Below are 21,145 nucleotides of genomic sequence, written 5' to 3' on the forward strand. Positions count from 1 at the left end.
ATATTCATTATTGAATGAGATTAAGAATCAAAACAAGAGCAAGGCGGTAATTGGGGAGTTATCGGTGGCTGTGGGAGCGGATTGCTCCCACAGCATCCAGGTCGGGAAGGAAAATCAGCTACCAGCCACGGTCATGCGCTCGATGAGAACCGAGCCGGTGCGGATGTTGCTGCGCAGCTCAAGATCGCTGCCAACTGCAACGATTTGCTTGAACATGTCCCGCATGTTGCCGGCAATGGTTACTTCCTGCACCGGGAACTGGATTTCGCCGTTTTCGATCCAGAATCCCGCTGCGCCGCGAGAATAGTCACCCGTGACCATGTTCAGGCCGCTGCCCATCAGTTCGGTGACCAACAGCCCGCGCCCCATGCGCCGGATCAGCGCTTGCTGGTCTTCACTGCCGTGGGTCACGAACAGGTTGTGCACGCCGCCGGCATTCGCGGTGCTCGGCAGGCCCAGTTTGCGGCCCGAATAGGTGCTGAGGATGTAGGACACCAACTCGCCATTTTCGACGAACGGCTTGGCATAGGTTGCCAAACCGTCGTTATCGAATGCGGAACTGCCCATGGCCTGCATCAAGTGCGGACGCTCATCGATGGTCATCCACTCGGGAAACAGGCGCTGGCCCAGCGCCCCTTCCAGGAACGACGACTTGCGATACAGGTTGCCGCCGGAAATGGCGCCCAGGAAGCTGCCGAACAGACCGCCCGCCAGCTCGGCGGAAAACAGCACCGGCACTTCACAGGTCGGGACCGGGCGTGCGCCCAAGCGGCTGGCGGCACGCTGCGCGGCCTTGCGCCCGATGCTCTGGGCGTCGGCCAACAACTCGCCCTGGCGGCTGACGTCATACCAGTAGTCGCGCTGCATCTGGCCTTCGCCTTCGGCAATCATCACGCAGCTCAGGCTGTGGCGGGTCGATGCGTAGCCTCCGACAAAGCCGTTACTGTTGCCGTATACCCGGCAGCCCTGATGAGTGTTGAGGGTCGTGCCATCGGCATTCTTGATCCGGCTGTCGGCCTCGAAGGCTGCCGCTTCGCAGATCAGCGCCTTTTCGATGGCCTGTTCAGGGCTGATGTCCCAGGCGTGGAACAGATCGAAGTCCTTATTCTCGCGGGCCATCAACGCAGGATCGGCCAGGCCTGCGCTCTCGTCCTCGGAAGTGTGCTTGGCAATTGCGAGCGCCGCGGCCACGGTTTCGCGAATCGCATCGGCGCCGGTAGCCGAGGTACTGGCCGAGCCTTTGCGCTGGCCGACGTACAGGGTGATGCCGAACCCTTGGTCGCGATTGAACTCTACGGTTTCCACTTCACGCTGACGAACCGATGTCGACAGCCCCTGTTCCAGCGAAACCGCTACTTCGCAGGCGCTGGCGCCCTGGCGCCTGGCTTCGGCGATGATCTGCTCGACCTGTTCTTGCAGTTCGGGCAAGGCCTGCGGGCCGACGCTTTGGGTTGCACTCATGACTTTCTCCATCAAATTCTGCTTTCGGCACAGGCCGAATACCGAGCGGGCCGGACAAGCGGCCCCCGACTGGTTATCATGGCGGCGTTTATTTGCGGACTGCCCCCATGGTTGATTCTTACGACGACTCCCTCGACGGGGAGAAAAGCAAAACCCAGGTCAAGCGAGAGCTTCATGCTCTGGTTGATCTCGGCGAGCGACTGACAACACTCAAGCCCGACGTGCTGGCCAAGCTGCCGTTGACCGATGCGCTGCGCAAGGCCTTGGCCGAAGCGCCCAAGCATACGGTTCATATCGCGCGCAAACGGCACATCCTGTTCATCGGCAAACTGATGCGCGACCAGGATCAGGACGCCATTCTGCAACTGCTCGATCAACTCGATGCCTCCACTCGCCAGTACAACGAACGCTTCCACGCGCTCGAACGCTGGCGTGACCGGTTGATCGGGGGTGACGATGGCGACCTGGAAAAGTTCGTCGTCGAATACCCGGATGCCGATCGCCAGCAACTGCGGTCCTTGATCCGTCAGGCGCAACACGAAGTTGCACGCAACAAACCGCCGGCCACCAGCCGCAAAATCTTCAAATACATCCGTGAGCTGGATGAAATTCACCGCGGTCTGCGTTGATTTCAACCTTGGGGCCGGCGATCTGCCGCCAGCCCCTCTCACCTTCAGTTGCCCGTGCCACCGACCGTGATCGCATCGATCTTCAGCGTCGGCTGACCCACACCCACCGGCACTGACTGTCCGTCCTTGCCACAAGTGCCGACGCCGCTGTCCAGCGACATGTCGTTACCCACCATCGACACCTTGCTCATGGCTTCCGGGCCGTTGCCGATCAGCGTAGCCCCCTTGACCGGCGCGGTGATCTTGCCGTCTTCGATCAAGTACGCCTCGCTGGTGGAGAACACGAACTTGCCGCTGGTGATGTCCACCTGTCCGCCGCCAAGATTGGCGCAGTAGATGCCTCGCTTCACCGACGCGATGATTTCCTGCGGGTCGCTTTCGCCGCCCAGCATGTAGGTGTTGGTCATGCGCGGCATCGGCAGGTGCGCATAGGATTCGCGACGACCGTTGCCGGTACGCGCCACGCCCATCAGGCGTGCATTGAGCTTGTCCTGCATGTAGCCCTTGAGGATGCCGTTTTCGATCAGCGTGGTGCACTCGGTCGGCGTGCCTTCGTCGTCCACGCTCAGCGAGCCGCGACGACCCGCCAGCGTGCCGTCATCGACGATGGTGCACAGGCTCGACGCCACCTTCTCGCCCATGCGCCCGCTGTATGCGGAACTGCCCTTGCGGTTGAAGTCACCTTCCAGACCATGGCCGACCGCTTCATGCAGCAGCACGCCTGACCAGCCAGAACCCAGCACCACCGGCAGAGTGCCGGCCGGAGCGGGAATCGCTTCCAGATTGACCAGCGCCATTCGCAGCGCTTCACGGGCATAACCCATGGCGCGGTCTTCGTTGAGGAAATAGCGGTAGTCGGTACGCCCTCCGCCACCGTGCCCGCCGCGCTCGCGACGGCCGTTCTGCTCGACGATAACGCTGACGTTGAAACGCACCAGCGGGCGCACATCAGCGGCCAGGCTGCCATCGGCAGCAGCCACCAGAATGCGTTCCCAGACGCCGGCCATACTCACCGACACCTGCTGAATGCGCGGGTCCAGCGCACGGGTCGCTACATCGATGCGCTTGAGCAGATCGACTTTCTCGGCGCGGGTCAGCACTTCCAGCGGGTTGTCCGGGCCATACAGCTGCGCAACGTCCTGGGTGGTGAACGCCTGAACGCGGCCGTTCTGCCCGGCGCGGGAAATGGAACGTGCAGCGCGGGCCGCCGTATTGAGGGCCTCCAGGGTGATGGCGTTGCTGTAGGCGAAACCGGTTTTCTCGCCGGACTGCGCGCGAACGCCCACGCCCTGGTCAAGATTGAAACTGCCGTCCTTGACGATGCCGTCTTCCAGGGACCATGACTCGGAAATCACGCCCTGGAAATACAGATCCGCGGCGTCGATTCCAGGGCCTGCCAGCTCACCCAGCACCGATTGCAGGCTGTCGAGACTCAGGCCGCCGGGCGCCAGAAGGTGTTCGCTGACAGAGGACAAGTCACTCATATTCACTCCGAAGCAGGCCGCACAGCGTCCTGCGAAAAAAAGCGCCGGTGACTGGACACCGGCATCCGCGCCCGTATGGACGCCTGTTCTTCTATGTCTCGTTGCGCCATGAGCACCGCTTCGCCCTGGGGCTGGCAGGCCAGCACGCGTCCCCAGGGGTCGATGATCGCCGCATGGCCATGGGTTTCCCGCGGGCCTGGATGGACGCCGCCTTGCGCTGCCGCCAACAGGTAGCACTGGGTTTCGATGGCGCGAGCGCGGATCAGGACTTCCCAGTGCGCCGCCCCCGTCACTGCCGTGAACGCCGATGGCGCAGTGATCAGCTCAGCGCCCGCTTCGCGCAATGCCGTATAGAGTTCCGGAAAACGCAGGTCATAGCACACGCTCAGGCCCAGACGGCCCACCGGCGTGTCGACCACCACCACGTTGTTTCCATGAGCATAGTCATCCGACTCCCGATACCGGCCGCGAGTGTCTGCCACGTCCACATCGAACAGATGCAGCTTGTCATAACGCGCCACCTGCTGGCCGTGTTCATCGATCAACAATGAGCATGCCGTCACCTTGCCATCGGGATTATTCGCCGGCGGCAGCGGCAGTGTGCCGGCAACTATCCATAACCTGAGGTCGCGGGCGGTCTGTTTCAACCAGGGCAGGATCGGCCCCCGCCCAACGGCTTCGGCCCGGCCGAGGTCGGCCACGTCGCGACGCCCCATGGCGGCGAAATTCTCCGGCAGCACCGCCAGACGCGCGCCGCTCTGGGCTGCCTGTTCCAGCAGGTGCCGTGCCTGGGCCAGGTTGCCCATGACGTCGCTCTGGCTGACCATCTGAATCACGGCGAATGACATGACGTTTTCCTTACAGGAGGTCATCACTGTACCCCATGACGCGCTACTGAGGTTTCTCGAAGGGTTTGTCGAACGTGATTTTCGGTTCCTTCCAGGGGCCTTCGACCTTGTACTGCACACTGGCAAATCGCGCGACCCGGTCACCCAGCAGTTTGTCCACCAGGAACAACGCCCCACCAATGGCCGGTGCGCCGACCAACAGCGCGGCGATTGGCAGGTTATTGGTCACCGGCAGAGTCACCAGCAACTTGGCATCGACCCGGTCCTTGACCATATCCAGCGTGCCATTGAGCTCCAGGTTGCTGGACGGGCCGGTCATGGTGATCGGGTTGCGCGTGACGTACACGCCGTCGCTGGCCACCAGCAGGCCCTTGACCCGGTCATAGCTCAGCCCTTTGCCCAGCAGATCAGAGAAATCCAGACGCAGGCGACGGCCGATGGAGTTGAAGTTGAGCAAGCCGAACACCCGCAACGCCTGGGCGCCCCCTTCGACTTCGACGAACTGGCCGCGGTGCAGCGTGGCGTCCAGGCTGCCCGAATAACGCTTGAGCCCCACCCAGGCCGGTGAGCCCGGCCAACGACCGTCGAGGTTCACCTCGAAACTCTCGCTGGTCACCGTAGGCGCCAGCCCCCAGGCCTTGAGCACGTCCGCCAGGTTCTTGCCGCCCATCCTGCCCTTGAACCAACTGCTGCTCGACCCCGGTGCGCCTTCCCAACTGCCCTCGCCTTCCAGCAACAAGCCCTTGAGGCCAAGGCTCAGATCGGAGAGACGGATGCCGGTGGCCGTTGGCCGCATTTTCAAGGCCCAGGCGCCCAGTAGCTGATCACCCTGAAACACCTGGGCGACCTTGATGTTCAACGCCGGGATCTTGCCTGGATCGACATCGGCCAGCGGGTCCGGCGGGTTTTCCACCGCCACGGCGTTGGGGTCGGAGGCCGGAAGACGCACGTACAGCATATCCACGCCGATCGGGACGCCCTTGGCATCCGGCAGGGTTGCCGTGCCCTTGATCAATTGGCTGTCCAGCGACAAGGCCCAGGCCGCTGCGTTGCGCTGCAACTGCACACGGGCGTTATCCAGCGTAGTCCCCATCGCCGTCAGCTTGCCGATCTGCAGATCCACACTGCTGAGCAACTGCTTGGCGCTGCCGCCGGTCTCATCGCCGGTGTAGCGCTGGCCGACCGCCTGCCAGGTGGCCGTGTCCAGCTCGGACAACTCGCCGCGCACGCGCAAGCCCTTGGCTTGCGGCACAATGGCGCCGCCCTGCCCCAGATACAACTCGCCGCGCCCGTCCGCCGGTTTTCCCTTGGGAGCGGCGTAAGCCAGGCTGGCCAGGTTGCCGTAATTGGCGCCAAACCGTTGCTCGGCGCCTTGCAGGGTCATGCGAAATTCACTGGCGCGAGACTCCTCGGCTGCTTTGCCGAACGGCGCGGGCAAGTCAACGGTCACGCCCTTGAGCGGCGAGTTGATCACCAGCGGCGTGGACTTGCCATCCAGCGACAGCTGCAACTGGTAAGGCAAAGTGCCGGACGCCGGTAACGGCTGCTCGACGTTCAGCCACTGGGTGAGTCTGGCGACCGTGATCTGCCCGTTGGCGACGATGCGGGTCAGGTTCGCGCCGGGCTTGCCCTCGGCCGCAATCTCGGCGGTCACCGGCTGATCGAACGCCTGCGCCCGCACACCCTTGGCGCTGAGCCCTTTGGCGCTGTCGAAACGGAAATCACCCTTGAGGGCGCTCAATTCGAGCTTGGGTTCGGCCAACTGCAAACGCGCGCCCACAGTGCTGAAATCCACCACGATGTTCGGCTCGATGCCTTTGGCCAGCGGGATATCCAGTTTCAACCTGCCATCCAGCGGGCCTTCGCCCTGCCAGCCCTCAAAAACACTGGCGGTACCGATGGGCGCTTCCTGCAGGATCTTGAGACCGTCGACCAGCGTGCCCTTGAATCCGCCATCCACCAGCAGATGGCTGGGCTGGCCCGCCGGCGCGTGGGGAATGTCGACCTGTACATCGCTGACACGGGTGTTGAGCAACCGGCCTTTGCTGGCCCTGACCCGCACACCGCTGTTCTCCACATACACCTTGCCGTCAACGCCGGTCAGAGACGGCCATCCCGGCTGGAATGCCAATGTGGCATCGCTGACGTCGAAGAACAGACTGATCACCCGCGCAGTGTTGGGCGCACTCTTGCTCAGCGAGCCTTGATACTGGAAGAAACCCTGGTTGACCGCGCCTTTGACGATGGCCGTGCGCAGCCAGTGATCCAGATCAGGGCTGAGCACCGCAGGCAGGTATTTGCTGGTGTAGCTGCCATCGCCATCGACCATGCCGACCCGCAGGTCCATGTAGTCGTCCTGGCCCCTGGAGTGATCCAGATAAATCCGGATCAGGAAGTCCGCCGCAATCTTGCCCTCATCGCCCAGCACCTTGATATACGGCGCGGTCAGGGTGAATGCCTCTTTATCGAGCGTCCAGGTCAGACGCGCATTGGCTTTCGGATAGGTCCACGGCCTGGCGAAGATCGGGTCCAGGTGCAGCATGAATTCTTCGCTCGCCAGACGCAGCTCGCCACGTCCCAGGTCGCCACTGATGGCGCCGCTGACGTTATCGGCAGCGGGTGCACCGTGGTAAGCGCTGAAACCGACCTTGTCCAGGTTCGCCGCGAAGCTCAGGCGCTGGTCGCCGGCGGCTTGCGGGCGGATGTCGAGCAGTACATTGCGCAGTGTGCCGGTGGCCTTGAGGTGATTGACCGCCAGCATGGCCTGCTCAGGCAGCGGCGCAAGCGAGTCGATCAATGGGGTCAGCGGCGTCAGGTCGAGGCGATCCGCCTGGAGGTGCCAGAGCTCTTCGTGCTCGGCGCTGGCGGCGGTCTGGGTCAGGTTCAGGCGGCTTTCCCAGCGATCCTTGCCCAGGCTCATCGCCAGGGAGTCGACGGTGAGGTCCAGGCCCTGTTCGTTGCGTTTGAACCATGCGTTCAGCGCCACGTTATCCAGCGTCACCGGCTTGCGCTCGGCGTAGGCTGCGCGAACGGTCGGCGCATTGAAGCGTGCGACAGCGCTCTGCACCGTGCCCTTGCCCCAGCCAAGCCACAGCTCGCCGCCGGCCTTGAAGCTCGACAGTTTCCATTGTCGAGTCAGGCTTTTGGGCACCCATTTCGCCCAGTCGCTCTGCGGCAGGCTGACATACAGATCGGCCTGACCCTCTTTCCACTGGTGAGCCTCGATCCGCGTGCGCAGGTTCAGCGCCAGCGGCTGTCCGTCAGGCAAGGTCAGGCGAGCGTCCAGGCGCTGGTGATAGCTGCCGGTCAGCAGGCTAAAGCTGACATAGGTGAGGGTCAGGGGCGCCGCGTCGAGAGGTTGCAAGGTAACCTGGCTGTCGAACAGCGAGAGCCGTGCAACCATCTGCATCTGATTGAGCAACTGCTCGGGATCGGTCGGGGCGTCATCGCGTAGCGGCAGGCCCTGTACTGCCCATTTGCCGTCCTGCCCTTGCTTGAGGATCACCTGCAACCCGTTGATTTCCAGATGGGCCAGCCTGAGCTGGCGGGTCATCAGGCTTTGCCAGAGGTCCGGCACTACCTGCACGCGATCCAGATGCAAGGCGTTGGCGCCCTCGCCCACCGTGACGTCATGGGCCTGCAGTACCGGAGCGAAGCCCGACCAGCTGCCTTTGAGGCTGCCGATACGAATCGGCATGTCGAGGGTGGCGCTGGCTCGGGTCTCGGCGTCGACACGGTATTCGGCGACCATCGGTGCCAACTGGCGCCCGAGGCTGACGTACAACGCCGCGAGCACCAAAAGCAGCGCGCACAGGCTCAATCCCCAGCGCGTCAGGGCTGCAAAGAAACGGGGGAGACGCTCCATGTCAGAGGGTCCTCCACAATGCGGTGTGCCAGTCAGCTTGCCTAAAACGTACCCGGCTCACATGTACAGGTGTCACCAGGTTCAGGTATCGCTCATTTGCCACGCATCGTACTCGTCAAGAAGGCTTCCTGCCGCATGCCCTCGGGGATTGTCCAGACGGGAGCGTTTCGGTTATCGGCGAAGTCAGCCATCTCAGAGCAGCACGACGTCGTATTGTTCCTGTGAATACATGGTTTCTACCTGAAAGCGGATGGTCCTGCCGATAAAGCTTTCCAGTTCCGCAACGTTGCCCGATTCTTCGTCGAGCAGGCGGTCCACCACCCGCTGGTTGGCCAGCACACGATAACCCACTGCCTGATAGGCCCGGGCTTCGCGCAGGATTTCGCGGAATATCTCGTAGCAGATGGTTTCAGGGGTCTTGAGCTTGCCCCGGCCCTGACAGCAGTGACACGGCTCGCACAGCACCTGCTCCAGGCTTTCCCGGGTGCGCTTGCGCGTCATCTGCACCAGGCCCAGCTCGGTGATGCCGATGATGTTGGTCTTGGCATGGTCGCGTTCGAGCTGCTTTTCCAGGGTGCGCAACACTTGCCGCTGGTGCTCGCCGTCTTCCATGTCGATGAAATCGATGATGATGATCCCGCCCAGATTGCGCAGCCGCAGTTGACGGGCAATGGCGGTGGCCGCTTCCAGGTTGGTCTTGAAAATGGTTTCTTCGAGGTTGCGATGACCGACGAACGCGCCGGTGTTGACGTCGATGGTGCTCATGGCTTCGGCCGGATCGACCACCAGATAGCCGCCGGACTTGAGCGGCACCTTGCGCTCCAGCGCCTTCTGGATTTCGTCCTCGACGCCGTAGAGATCGAAGATCGGACGTTCGCCGGGATAGTGTTCGAGACGATCGGCGATTTCCGGCATCAGCTCGGCCACGAACTGAGTGGTCTTCTGGAAGGTTTCCCGCGAGTCGATGCGGATTTTCTCGATCTTGGGGCTGACCAGATCGCGCAAGGTACGTAGCGCCAGGCCGAGGTCTTCGTAGATCACGCTGGGCGGGCTGACGAACTTGATCTGCTCGCCGATCTGATCCCAGAGTCGGCGCAGGTAGCGGATATCCATGAGAATTTCATCGGCACCGGCGCCTTCGGCAGCCGTGCGCAGGATAAAGCCACCCGATTCCTTGATGCCTTCCAGCGCCACGCAGTCGCTGACCACCTTCTTCAGCCGCTCACGCTCGCTTTCATCTTCGATCTTCAACGAAATGCCGACGTGAGCCGTGCGCGGCATGTAGACCAGGTAACGCGACGGGATCGACAGCTGGGTGGTCAGCCGCGCGCCTTTGCTGCCGATGGGGTCCTTGGTGACCTGCACTACCAGGCTCTGGCCTTCGTGGACCAGGGAACTGATGGTCTCCACCGCCGGGCCTTCGCGCATGGAGATTTCCGAAGCGTGGATGAACGCCGCCCGTTCCAGGCCGATGTCGATGAAGGCCGCCTGCATGCCGGGCAACACACGAACCACCTTGCCTTTGTAGATATTGCCGACGATGCCGCGTCGCTGGGTCCGCTCGACGTGGACCTCTTGCAACACACCGTTTTCCACCACCGCCACCCGCGATTCCATCGGGGTGATGTTGATCAGGATCTCTTCACTCATGGCTTGTCACCTTCCAGGCATTGCCAACAGGTTATGCCGAAACGGCCCAGCAATTCTGCGGTTTCGCACAGAGGCAACCCAACCACCCCAGAATAGCTGCCTTGCAAACCCTCGACGAAGACCGCCGCCAGGCCTTGAATCGCATAACTGCCGGCCTTGTCCTGCGGCTCACCGCTGGACCAGTAGACCAGCGCTTCACCGGGCGTGATCGCGCGGAATCGAACCCGGCTCGCCACCACACAGGTTTCGCTGCGCTGATGATCGATGACGGCGACTGCGGTCAGCACCTGGTGCTCGCGCCCGGACAAAGCGGCGAGCATCGCCAGCGCGTCGGTCTGATCCACCGGCTTGCCGAGAATGCGTCCGTCGAGCACCACGGCGGTGTCGGCGCCCAGGACGCAGGCGCCCTCGACCGTGGCCAGGGAAGCCAGACCGGCTTCGGCCTTGCCGCGTGCCAGCCGTTCGACATAGGCCGTCGGGGTTTCGTCGATGAGGGGAGTTTCGTCGATCTGCGCGCTGAGCGTGGTGAACCGCACGCCGATCTGAGTGAGCAGTTCACGACGGCGCGGCGACCCGGAAGCCAGATGGAGTGTGGGCATACAGACATCTCCGTGTCGGTGAAGCAAGCGCGGCGTTACGCATACAGGCGTCCGCGCTCACGTTGCGCCTAGCTGATTCTCAGGCGTTTGCTCAGGCCACGCAGGCCGTAACTGACCCATGGCCACAGCAAGGCACTGACCAGCGCCGGCAGCACCAGCGCCAAGGTGGGTTGGCGATTGCCGGTCAAGGCACTGAGCCAGAGTTGGGCAAGCTGCGCCAGACCAAAGACCACCAGCAGCACCAGACACTGTTGCCACATGGGAAACATGCGTAAACGCTGCTGCAAGGTCATGACCAGAAAAGTGATCAGGCACAGAATCAGCGCGTTCTGGCCCAGCAGGGTGCCGTAGAGCACATCCTCCATCAGCCCCAGCAGGAAGGCGGTGGTCATCCCCACCTTGTGCGGCAGCATCAGCGCCCAGAATGTCACCAGCAGCGCCAGCCACAACGGCCGGAAGATTTCCATGAATTGCGGCAGCGGCGCTACGCTCAGCAGCAGGCCGATGGCGAAACTCAGCCAGACCACCCAGCCGTTGCGCCCGGAAACATGCCTAGCCATCGATTGGCCCCCGAGAAGTGGATGGAGCGGAAGCCGGCGCCTGGGTGCCGGCAGGCCGCGCGGCGGGTCGTGGCGCAGGTGCCGCCGGCGTTGCGGAAGGTGCGCTCGCCGGTGGGGTTACGCCTGATGCGGCGGGCCTGGGGTGCATCGCTTCGACAGGGAACAGCGGCGTAACCGGCTGCGGCCACATCGGGAAGGCCGGCGCCAGCGGCGGCAGGGTCGGCATGATCGCGGGCTCCACGCCCTTGTCGATCGACTCCTGCGCCTGAGCGGCATCCGCAGCGCGCTCTTCCGGCGAGCGACCGTCCGAGAACACCAGCAGCAGATAACGACTGCGGTTCAGCGCAGCGGTCGGCACTGCCCGGACAATCGCGAACGGCTGGCCGGAGTCGTGGATCACTTCCTTGACCGTCGCCACCGGGTAACCGGCCGGGAAACGCTGGCCCAGACCGGAACTCACCAGCAGGTCACCTTCCTTGATGTCCGCCGTATCGGCCACGTGGCGCAATTCCAGGCGTTCCGGATTGCCCGTGCCGCTGGCGATGGCGCGCAGGCCGTTGCGGTTGACCTGTACCGGAATGCTGTGGGTGGTGTCGGTCAGCAGCAGCACACGCGAGGTGTAAGGCATCAGTTCCACCACCTGCCCCATCAGGCCGCGGGCATCGAGCACCGGCTGGCCGAGGACCACGCCGTCGCGCTCGCCCTTGTTGATGATGATGCGGTGGGTGAAAGGATTCGGGTCCATGCCGATCAGTTCGGCAACTTCGACTTTCTCGTTGACCAGCGCCGAGGAATTGAGCAACTCGCGCAGGCGAACGTTTTGCTCGGTCAGTGCCGCCAGCTTTTGCAGGCGACCTTGCAGGAGCAGGGCTTCGGTCTTGAGTTTTTCGTTTTCGGCGAGCAGTTCGGTGCGACTGCCGAACTGGCTGGCAACACCCTGAAACATGCGCTGTGGAAGATCGACGATCCAGTAGGACTGCATCAGCACCAGGGACATCTGGCTGCGCACGGGCTTGAGTACCGAGAACCGGGCATCGACCACCATCAACGCGACCGACAGCACGACCAGCACAAGCAGGCGTACGCCCAAGGATGGGCCTTTTGCGAAAAGCGGTTTAATAGGCCGCTCCTCCGGGGCATGCGCTCGAGGCTTCGAGCATCAATTGGCTGTAATTCATGCGGTATGGAACCGGCCTGGGCAAATGGAAGAAATAGGCGCCCTGTTTTGGCGTCAGCCTAACGCATACAGGTAGCACACGCGCTACCTGCATACAAAGGCTCCATGAAGACAAACCCCGGCGATTTACTCGCTGGAGAGCAGGTCCATGGTGTGCTTATCCATCATTTCCAGCGCACGGCCACCGCCGCGAGCCACGCAGGTCAGCGGGTCTTCGGCAACGATTACCGGCAGACCGGTTTCCTGGGCCAGCAGCTTGTCCAGATCGCGCAGCAGCGCGCCGCCGCCGGTCAGGACCAGACCACGCTCGGCGATGTCCGAGGCCAGTTCCGGAGGTGATTGCTCCAGAGCGCTCTTGACCGCCTGCACGATGGTCGCCAGCGATTCCTGCAGTGCTTCGAGCACCTCATTGGAATTGAGGGTGAACGCGCGCGGCACGCCTTCGGCCAGGTTGCGGCCACGGACGTCGACTTCACGAACCTCGCCACCGGGGTAAGCGGTGCCGATTTCCTGCTTGATACGCTCGGCGGTGGATTCGCCGATCAGGCTGCCGTAGTTGCGACGCACGTAAGTGATGATCGCTTCGTCGAAACGGTCGCCGCCGACCCGAACGGATTCGGCGTAGACCACACCATTCAAGGAGATCAGCGCGATCTCGGTGGTGCCGCCGCCGATGTCGACGACCATGGAACCACGGGCTTCTTCGACCGGCAGGCCGGCACCGATGGCAGCGGCCATCGGTTCTTCGATCAGGAACACTTCGCGGGCACCGGCACCCAGGGCCGACTCGCGAATGGCGCGGCGCTCAACCTGGGTGGATTTGCACGGAACGCAGATCAGCACACGAGGGCTGGGCTGCAGGAAGCTGTTTTCGTGAACCTTGTTGATGAAATACTGCAGCATCTTTTCGCACACGCTGAAATCGGCGATGACGCCGTCTTTCATGGGACGAATGGCTGCGATGTTGCCTGGAGTACGGCCCAGCATGCGCTTGGCTTCGGTACCGACGGCCACGACACTCTTCTGGTTGCCGTGGGTACGGATGGCCACGACAGAGGGTTCATTCAGGACAATACCGCGCTCACGCACGTAAATAAGGGTGTTGGCAGTGCCCAGGTCGATGGAAAGATCACTGGAAAACATGCCACGCAGTTTCTTGAACATGGGAAAGGGACCCTAGGGAACGCGTGGGTAAAAAAGTGCGGCAAACTCTAACAACGACAGGGATTTTGGGCAAGGAGCCAATATGTTAAATTGGCGGTTTTCTGAACACGACCCAAGGCGTTGGCGGCATGTGACCGCAAGAACGCGGGGGTGTTCCGCAATCCGCCGACGGCCACGAGCCGCCGGCCTTCCACTGGAGATACCCGATGGCGCTTGAACGCTCCGACGTGGAAAAGATCGCTCATCTGGCCCGACTGGGCCTCAATGACGCCGATATCCCACGCACCACCGAAGCACTTAACAGCATTCTTGGGCTGGTCGATCAGATGCAGGCGGTCGATACCACCGGCATCGAGCCGCTCGCCCACCCGCTGGAAGCCTCTCAGCGCCTGCGCGATGACGCCGTTACCGAGCACAATCGTCGCGACACTTACCAAGCCATCGCACCAGCGGTCCAAGACGGCCTCTATCTGGTTCCGAAAGTCATCGAGTAAGGGAAAGAGCCTGCATGCATCAAATGACTCTGGCCGAGATCGCCCGCGGACTCGCCGAAAAGAAGTTTTCCTCTGAAGAACTGACCCGTGTGCTGCTGTCGCGAATCGCGCAGCTCGACCCTCAGCTCAACAGTTTCATCACCCTGACCGAAGACCTGGCGATCACCCAGGCCCAGGCTGCCGACGCCCGTCGCGCCGCCGGCGAGAATGGCGCCCTGCTCGGCGCTCCGCTGGCGCACAAGGACCTGTTCTGCACCCAGGGCATCCGCACCAGCTGCGCATCGCTGATGCTCGACAACTTCAAGGCGCCGTATGACGCCACTGTGGTTTCCAGGCTCGCCGCCGCCGGCACCGTGACGCTGGGCAAGACCAACATGGACGAATTCGCCATGGGTTCGGCCAACGAGTCCAGCCACTACGGCCCGGTGAAGAACCCGTGGAACCTCGAACACGTTCCCGGCGGCTCGTCCGGTGGTTCGGCCGCAGCCGTGGCGGCGCGCCTGCTGCCTGCCGCAACCGGCACCGACACCGGCGGCTCGATCCGCCAGCCGGCCGCGCTGACCAACCTCACCGGTCTCAAGCCTACCTACGGCCGCGTCTCACGCTGGGGCATGATCGCCTACGCGTCGAGCCTCGATCAGGCTGGCCCCATGGCACGCACCGCTGAAGACTGCGCGCTGCTGCTGCAAGGCATGGCCGGCTTCGATCCGCAGGACTCCACCAGCATCGACGAGCCGGTGCCGGATTACTCCGCCAACCTGAATGCTTCCATCAAGGGCCTGCGCATCGGCCTGCCGAAGGAATACTTCAGCGCCGGCCTGGACCCGCGCATCGCGCAGTTGGTGCAGGAGAGCGTCAAGGAGCTGGAAAAGCTCGGCGCGGTGGTCAAGGAAATCAGCCTGCCGAACCTGCAGCACGGCATTCCAGCCTACTACGTCATCGCTCCGGCCGAGGCGTCTTCCAACCTGTCGCGGTTCGACGGGGTGCGCTTCGGCTACCGCTGTGAAGATCCCAAAGACCTGACCGACCTGTACAAGCGCTCCCGCGCCGAAGGCTTCGGCCCGGAAGTGCAGCGTCGCATCATGGTCGGTGCCTACGCGCTGTCGGCGGGCTACTACGACGCTTACTACCTGCAAGCGCAGAAAATCCGTCGCCTGATCAAAAACGACTTCATGGCCGCCTTCACCGAAGTCGACGTGATCCTGGGTCCGACCACGCCGAACCCGGCCTGGAAAATCGGCGCCAAGACCAACGATCCGATCGCCGAATACCTGGAAGACTTCTACACCATCACCGCCAACCTCGCGGGCCTGCCGGGCCTGTCGATGCCGGCGGGCTTCGTGGAAGGTCTGCCGGTCGGCGTGCAATTGCTGGCCTCGTATTTCCAGGAAGGCCGTCTGTTGAATGTGGCTCATCAGTACCAGCAGGTGACTGACTGGCACACGCGCACACCTGAAGGCTTCTGAGGAGCAACTTATATGCAATGGGAAGTCGTCATCGGGCTGGAGATTCACACCCAGCTATCGACCCAATCGAAGATTTTTTCCGGTAGCGCCATCACGTTCGGTTCCGAGCCCAACACCCAGGCCAGCCTTGTCGACCTGGGCATGCCGGGCGTGCTGCCGGTGCTCAACAAGGAAGCCGTGCGCATGGCCGTCAAGTTCGGTCTGGCGGTGGATGCCGAGATCGGCCAGCACAACGTGTTCGCCCGCAAGAACTACTTCTACCCGGACCTGCCCAAGGGCTACCAGATCAGCCAGATGGAATTGCCCATCGTCGGCAAGGGTCACCTGGACATCACCCTGGAAGACGGCACGGTCAAACGCGTCGGTATCACCCGTGCCCACCTTGAAGAAGACGCAGGCAAGAGCCTGCACGAAGACTTCAGCGGCATGACCGGCATCGACCTGAACCGTGCCGGCACGCCGCTGCTGGAAATCGTTTCCGAACCGGACATGCGTTCGGCCAAGGAAGCGGTGGCGTATGTCAAAGCCATGCATGCACTGGTTCGTTACCTGGGCATCTGTGACGGCAACATGGCCGAAGGCTCGCTGCGCTGCGACTGCAACGTATCGATCCGCCCCAAGGGTCAGGTCGAGTTCGGCACGCGCTGCGAGATCAAGAACGTCAACTCGTTCCGCTTCATCGAAAAGGCGATCAACAGCGAGATCCAGCGCCAGATCGACCTGATCGAAGACGGCGGCAAGGTGATCCAGCAAACGCGCCTGTACGATCCGAACAAAGACGAAACCCGCGCCATGCGCAGCAAGGAGGAAGCCAACGACTACCGTTACTTCCCCGACCCTGACCTGTTGCCGGTGGTCATCGAAGATTCGTTCATCGAAGAGACCCGCGCCACGCTGCCGGAGCTGCCGCCGCAGAAACGCGAACGCTTCCAGAGCCAGTTCGGGCTGTCGGCCTACGACGCCAGCGTGCTGGCATCGAGCCGCGAGCAGGCCGATTACTTCGAACAGGTGGTCAGCATCAGCGGCGACGCCAAGCTGGCGGCCAACTGGGTCATGGTCGAGCTGGGCAGCCTGCTCAACAAGCTGGGTGTGGAGATCGAACAATCGCCGGTCAGCGCCGAGCAACTGGGCGGCATGCTCAAGCGCATCAGCGACAACACCATTTCCGGCAAGATCGCCAAAATGGTGTTCGAGGCCATGGCCAATGGTGAAGGCAGCGCCGATGAAATCATCGACAAGCGCGGTCTCAAGCAGGTTACCGACAGCGGCGCCATCGAGTCGATGCTCGACGAGATGCTCGCGGCCAATGCCGAACAGGTCGAACAATACCGCGCCGCCGACGAGGCCAAGCGCGGCAAGATGTTCGGCTTCTTCGTCGGCCAGGCGATGAAAGTCTCCAAAGGCAAGGCCAACCCGCAGCAGGTCAACCAGCTGCTCAAGGCCAAGCTGGAAGGCTGATCGCTCGAAAGGATGTGAAAGAGCAGCCCCTGTGGGAGGGAGCTTGCTCGCGACAGGTGCGGGACGTTCACAACATCTTCAGGGTTGTGAACTCTGCCGTCGCGAGCAAGCTCCCTCCCACATCGTCTCCTATACCCAGGAACCCTACATGCGCCGACTTCTCTCTGCCTTCAGCCTCATGGCCCTGCTGGCCGGCTGTGCCAGTCACGAAATCGATCCACATGGCTATGACGACACCGGAAGCGCGTCGTACTACGGCGCTCGCCACCACGGTAAGCGCACTGCCAGCGGCGAGGCGTTCAACCAGAATGCCCTGACCGCCGCCCACCGGCAGCTACCGTTCGGCACCCGGGTCAAAGTGACCAACCTGAGCAACGAAAAAACCGTCATCGTGCGCATCAACGACCGCGGCCCGCATACCCGCGGGCGACTGATCGACGTATCACGTGGCGCGGCTGAACAGCTCGGCATGCTGCGCAGCGGTGTCGCAAAAGTCCGCATCCAGAGCCTGGATTGAGGAAACCCGAATTCTCCAGCTATCAACCCTACCTGCTCCCGCCCTCATTCAACTGCTGAGCGGCTTGCTGCTGTTGCTGTTCGGCGCCGAACTCTCGGTACGCGCCGCTGTGCATCTGGCGGCCATCCTGCGGATTCGTCCGCTGATCATCGGCCTGACCGTGGTGGCGTTGGGCAGCAGCGCGCCGCAGATGGCCGTCAGCCTGCAGGCGGCGTTTTCCCACAACACCGACATCGCCGTAGGCAGCGTCATCGGCAGCAGCATCTTCAATGTGCTGGTCATCCTCGGCCTGTGCGCCTTGATCATCCCGCTGCGGGTGGCACGTCAGGTACTGCTCATCGATATTCCGTTGATGATCGGCGCCTGCCTGCTGGTAACGGGGCTGGCCTGGAACCATCAGCTGGACAAGCTCGACGGCGCCCTGCTGCTGGCCGGGCTGTGCGCCTGCCTGTTCATCGTCTTGCGTCAGGCCGGGCAAAGCGCTGCCCGCCACGGTCATACGGCCAGTGCCGAGCAACCGCGCACCGGCTCGCGGCTGGCGATGCTGATCGGCGGGCTGCTGACCCTGGCCCTTGGCGGCCACTTGCTGGTGGATGCTTCCGTGGTGATCGCGCTCAACCTGGGGCTGTCCGAACGCATTATCGGCCTGACCGTCATCGCCATCGGGACTTCGCTGCCCGGCCTGACTACCTCGCTGATTGCGGCCCTGCGCGGCGAACGCGATATCGCGGTGGGCAACGTGATCGGCAGCAACCTGTTCAACCTGCTGGGCGTATTGGGGCTTACGGCGATGGTGGCTCCCGAAGCGCTGTCAGTATCGCCCAACGCGCTGCTGTTCGACCTGCCGGTCCTGCTGGGAGTCGCAGCGCTGTGCCTGCCGGTGTTCTATTCCGGCTACCGGATCGACCGGATCGAAGGGCTGATGCTGTTGTCGCTGTACCTGACCTACGGGCTGCACATCGTCTCAATCAGCACCGGCATGCTGTTGGCCGAACGGCTGGAAGGTGCGATGCTCAAGTACGTGTTGCCGGTGCTGGGCGTGATCGTCGCGTTCGGTATCGTTCGTGCCTGGCGGCGCCAGCACTAGATCCAGCCGCCCCATTGCAGAATGAAGATGCCGATGTTGGTGGTGACCGCTGCCGCCAGCGTGGTGATGACGATGATCGCCGCCGCCAGCTCGTAATTGCCGTTGGCCGTGCGCGCCATGATGTAGCTGGCGGCCGCCGTCGGGCTGCCGAAGTACAGGAACAGAATCCCCAGCTCCGCCCCACGGAAGCCCACCAGCCACGCCGCCAGCGTACTGAGCAGCGGCAGCCAGACCATCTTCACCAGGCTGGCGCTGACCGCGAGATTGCCGCTCTTGCGCAAAGACGCCAGCGACAAGGTGCCGCCGATGCAGATCAGCGCCAGCGGCAACGTCATCTGGGCCAGGTAGCTGCCCGACTTTTCCAGCCAGTTGGGCAGGCCGATGCCGAAGTAGGCGAAAGGCGACGCGGCGATCACACTGATGATCAGCGGATTGGCCAGCACGCTCTTGAAGATGCTCCAGGGGTCGGACTTGATCACCGGGCTATAGACCGCCAGCACGATGGTCGACAAGGTGTTGTAGAACACGATGACCAGCGCCGCGAGAATGGCACCCAGCGAGATGCCGTACTCGCCGTACATGCTGGCCGCCAGTGCCAGGCCGACTACGCCGTTGTTGCCGCGAAACGAGCCCTGGACGTAGATGCCTCGCTCGGCATACGGGCAGCGCCAGATCGCCCACGCCCAGGTGCAGGCAAAGCTGAGCAAGGTGATGACACTGAAGAAGATCAGCAGCTTGGGCTGCAACGCGTCGCGCAGGTTGGCGTGGATGATGCCCAGAAACAGCAGCGCCGGCATGGTGACGTTGAACACCAGGCCGGAAGCGGAAACGATGAAACCGTCGTTGATGGCGCCGACCCGCTTGAGGAACACGCCGAGAAACAGCATGGCGAACACTGGCGCGGTGATGTTCAGGGTTTCGAGAAAAATACCCAGCATGCCTTGCAACCCTGCCCTGTCGTTAGGTGCCTCATCATAAGCCACCTGACGAAGTGGTGTTGCAAGGAATTTCCTCATCTTACGCAGCCATGTTCGCCAGCAGGCTATACCGATGGCTGCAACTTATGCTCGAAAACCGATACACCGTCGAGGTCGCGCAGATTCACCGTCAGTTCTGAGGTCTGGCCGTCGATGTTCACCTCCCCGAAAAACTGGAAGCCGGCAAACGGCGACGTGTTCTGCGCAGGCGGCGCTTTCTGGAACACCAATTCCGGGCCGAAGGTCTTGTCCAGCGGGTTCGGCCCGAAGCTGCCGGCATTGAGCGGGCCGGCGACGAATTCCCAGAACGGCTCGAAATCCTGGAATACCGCGCGATCCGGATGGTAGTGATGCGCTGCGCAGTAATGCACGTCGGCCGTCAGCCATACGCAATCGCGAATTTTCTCGGCCCGCAGGTAACCCAGCAGTTCGGCCACTTCCAGCTCACGCCCCAGCGCCGGGCCGTCGTTGCCGTTGGCGATGGCCTCCCAGCGCGCCACGCCCGGGCTGACTTCGCCGTCCGGAACGCCCAGGCCGATCGGCATATCGGCGGCAATGATTTTCCATTGCGCCGTCGAGGCCTTGAGTTCGCGCTTGAGCCACGCCAGCTGTTCGCGGCCGAGAAACGCCGTGGTCGGGCCGGGTTTGTCGGCAAGATTGGCGTCGTTGCCGTCCCGGTAGCTGCGCATGTCGAGCACGAACACATCGAGCATCGGCCCGTAGGGCATCTTGCGATAAATACGCCCGCCGTTGTCGGCCTGCTGCAGACGCAAGGGCGCATATTCGAGATACGCCTGGCGTGCCCGCGCCGCCAGCACCTGAATATCCTTGACCTTGTAGCGATCATCGAGCTGTTTGCTGGACGACCAATTGTTGGTCACTTCGTGGTCGTCCCATTGCCAGATCTGCGGCACTTGGGCATTGAAGCGGCGCAGGTTTTCATCCATCAGGTTGTAGCGGTAATTGCCGCGATACTCGTCGAGGGTCTCGGCCACCTTGCTCTTGGCTTCGGTAGTGAGGTTGCGCCAGATGCGCCCGCCTTCGGTGGTGATCTGCGCAGGCACCGGGCCGTCGGCATAGATAGTGTCGCCGCTGTGGATGAAAAAATCCGGCAGGCGCAGGCGCATGGCTTCATAGATGCGCATGCCGCCGATGTCCGGATTGATGCCGAAGCCCTGACCAACGGTATCGCCACTCCAGACAAAGCGGATGTTGCGCTTGTTCTGCGGCATGCTGCGCAGGTGGCCGAACCAGGGCTCGCTGGCGACGCCTGATTGCGCGTCTTCAAACAGCACGCGGTAGAAAATCGCCTGATCGGCGGGCAATCCACTCAACTCCACGCGTGCGGTGAAGTCGGTACGCTGGTCGGCAAGGGCCGAAACCTGGCGACGCGGGTTGTTGAAAGTGCTGCGGGTGTCCCACTCGACGACCATGCGCGAAGGCCGGTCGCTGCGACTCCAGACCATCGCCCGCTCGCCCGACAGGTCGCCGGACTGTACGCCGTCAGTAATCTTCGGACGATCCTTGACCGAAGCAATCACCGCAGGCGCCAGCCCGGGCAGCAGCAACCCGGCACCCACCGCCTGAATGATGCGCCGACGCTTGAGATCGAAGTGGCTCATGGCTTACCCCTTTGCAGACTGGAAAAGGGCACGCTAGCAGGGGAATGTTGGGGCTGTGTGACAAGCCGTGGTGAACTGCTGCAAGGG

General features: G+C 62.6%; 17 protein-coding genes. 6 read left to right on the top strand and 11 right to left on the bottom strand.

Annotated elements, in window-relative coordinates; translation table 11 throughout:
- Positions 1–114 precede the first annotated feature (114 nt).
- Entirely contained in the window at positions 115–1,461 is a 1,347-nt protein-coding gene (pmbA, locus tag EGJ27_RS15510) for a metalloprotease PmbA (protein ID WP_125831634.1), read from the bottom strand.
- A gap of 107 nt (positions 1,462–1,568) precedes the next feature.
- On the opposite strand from pmbA, the gene yjgA reads away from it, so the two are divergent.
- The gene (gene yjgA / locus EGJ27_RS15515) at positions 1,569–2,090 is read left to right on the top strand and encodes a ribosome biogenesis factor YjgA (protein ID WP_125831635.1); all 522 of its coding nucleotides are present in this window, start codon (positions 1,569–1,571) and stop codon (positions 2,088–2,090) included.
- A gap of 44 nt (positions 2,091–2,134) precedes the next feature.
- Here yjgA and tldD read toward each other — a convergent pair whose 3' ends face one another.
- The 8 genes from tldD to mreB all read right to left on the bottom strand — a co-directional run bounded on the left by tldD (position 2,135) and on the right by mreB (position 13,437).
- Positions 2,135–3,574 (bottom strand): metalloprotease TldD, encoded by a 1,440-nt coding sequence (gene tldD / locus EGJ27_RS15520; protein WP_125831636.1) that lies wholly within the window; start codon positions 3,572–3,574, stop codon positions 2,135–2,137.
- A gap of 2 nt (positions 3,575–3,576) precedes the next feature.
- Positions 3,577–4,422 carry a carbon-nitrogen hydrolase family protein gene (locus EGJ27_RS15525; protein WP_125831637.1) on the bottom strand — a complete coding sequence of 282 codons (846 nt, stop codon included), beginning with the start codon at positions 4,420–4,422 and terminating at the stop codon, positions 3,577–3,579.
- 43 nt (positions 4,423–4,465) lie between these two features.
- Positions 4,466–8,287: a YhdP family protein gene (locus EGJ27_RS15530; RefSeq protein WP_125831638.1), complete on the bottom strand. Its 3,822-nt coding sequence runs from the start codon at positions 8,285–8,287 to the stop codon at positions 4,466–4,468.
- 192 nt (positions 8,288–8,479) lie between these two features.
- Positions 8,480–9,937 (bottom strand): ribonuclease G, encoded by a 1,458-nt coding sequence (gene rng, locus EGJ27_RS15535; RefSeq protein ID WP_125831639.1) that lies wholly within the window; start codon positions 9,935–9,937, stop codon positions 8,480–8,482.
- Positions 9,934–10,536, bottom strand: a complete 603-nt coding sequence (locus tag EGJ27_RS15540) for a nucleoside triphosphate pyrophosphatase (protein WP_125831640.1) — start codon at positions 10,534–10,536, stop codon at positions 9,934–9,936. Before EGJ27_RS15540 ends, rng begins: the two co-directional genes overlap by 4 nt.
- 68 nt (positions 10,537–10,604) lie before the next feature.
- Positions 10,605–11,096 carry a rod shape-determining protein MreD gene (gene mreD / locus EGJ27_RS15545; RefSeq protein WP_125831641.1) on the bottom strand — a complete coding sequence of 164 codons (492 nt, stop codon included), beginning with the start codon at positions 11,094–11,096 and terminating at the stop codon, positions 10,605–10,607.
- The gene (gene mreC / locus EGJ27_RS15550) at positions 11,089–12,168 is read right to left on the bottom strand and encodes a rod shape-determining protein MreC (RefSeq protein ID WP_371920862.1); all 1,080 of its coding nucleotides are present in this window, start codon (positions 12,166–12,168) and stop codon (positions 11,089–11,091) included. The genes mreD and mreC overlap by 8 nt, the downstream gene beginning before the upstream one ends.
- A 231-nt stretch (positions 12,169–12,399) precedes the next feature.
- Positions 12,400–13,437 (bottom strand): rod shape-determining protein MreB, encoded by a 1,038-nt coding sequence (gene mreB, locus EGJ27_RS15555; protein ID WP_002555108.1) that lies wholly within the window; start codon positions 13,435–13,437, stop codon positions 12,400–12,402.
- 206 nt (positions 13,438–13,643) lie between these two features.
- On the opposite strand from mreB, the gene gatC reads away from it, so the two are divergent.
- The 5 genes from gatC to EGJ27_RS15580 all read left to right on the top strand — a co-directional run bounded on the left by gatC (position 13,644) and on the right by EGJ27_RS15580 (position 18,459).
- Positions 13,644–13,931, top strand: coding sequence for an Asp-tRNA(Asn)/Glu-tRNA(Gln) amidotransferase subunit GatC (gene gatC, locus EGJ27_RS15560; protein ID WP_125831643.1), 288 nt, complete (start codon positions 13,644–13,646; stop codon positions 13,929–13,931).
- Positions 13,932–13,945: 14 nt separating this feature from the next.
- Positions 13,946–15,397, top strand: a complete 1,452-nt coding sequence (gatA, locus tag EGJ27_RS15565; protein WP_125831644.1) for an Asp-tRNA(Asn)/Glu-tRNA(Gln) amidotransferase subunit GatA — start codon at positions 13,946–13,948, stop codon at positions 15,395–15,397.
- Between the two features lie 12 nt (positions 15,398–15,409).
- Positions 15,410–16,855, top strand: coding sequence for an Asp-tRNA(Asn)/Glu-tRNA(Gln) amidotransferase subunit GatB (gene gatB, locus EGJ27_RS15570; RefSeq protein WP_125831645.1), 1,446 nt, complete (start codon positions 15,410–15,412; stop codon positions 16,853–16,855).
- 148 nt (positions 16,856–17,003) lie between these two features.
- Positions 17,004–17,372 (top strand): septal ring lytic transglycosylase RlpA family protein, encoded by a 369-nt coding sequence (locus EGJ27_RS15575; protein WP_125831646.1) that lies wholly within the window; start codon positions 17,004–17,006, stop codon positions 17,370–17,372.
- Positions 17,373–17,424: 52 nt separating this feature from the next.
- On the top strand, positions 17,425–18,459 hold the full coding sequence (locus EGJ27_RS15580; RefSeq protein WP_125831887.1) for a calcium/sodium antiporter: 1,035 nt from the start codon (positions 17,425–17,427) through the stop codon (positions 18,457–18,459).
- Here the strand turns inward: EGJ27_RS15580 and EGJ27_RS15585 are convergent.
- Positions 18,456–19,397, bottom strand: coding sequence for an AEC family transporter (locus EGJ27_RS15585; protein ID WP_125831647.1), 942 nt, complete (start codon positions 19,395–19,397; stop codon positions 18,456–18,458). The genes EGJ27_RS15580 and EGJ27_RS15585 overlap by 4 nt on opposite strands.
- 104 nt (positions 19,398–19,501) lie before the next feature.
- A complete protein-coding gene (locus EGJ27_RS15590; RefSeq protein WP_125831648.1) occupies positions 19,502–21,058 on the bottom strand; it encodes an alkaline phosphatase in 1,557 nt (518 codons plus the stop codon).
- Positions 21,059–21,145 lie beyond the last annotated feature (87 nt).

The organism is Pseudomonas sp. v388 (genome assembly GCF_003935425.1).
Classification (GTDB): Bacteria; Pseudomonadota; Gammaproteobacteria; order Pseudomonadales; family Pseudomonadaceae; genus Aquipseudomonas.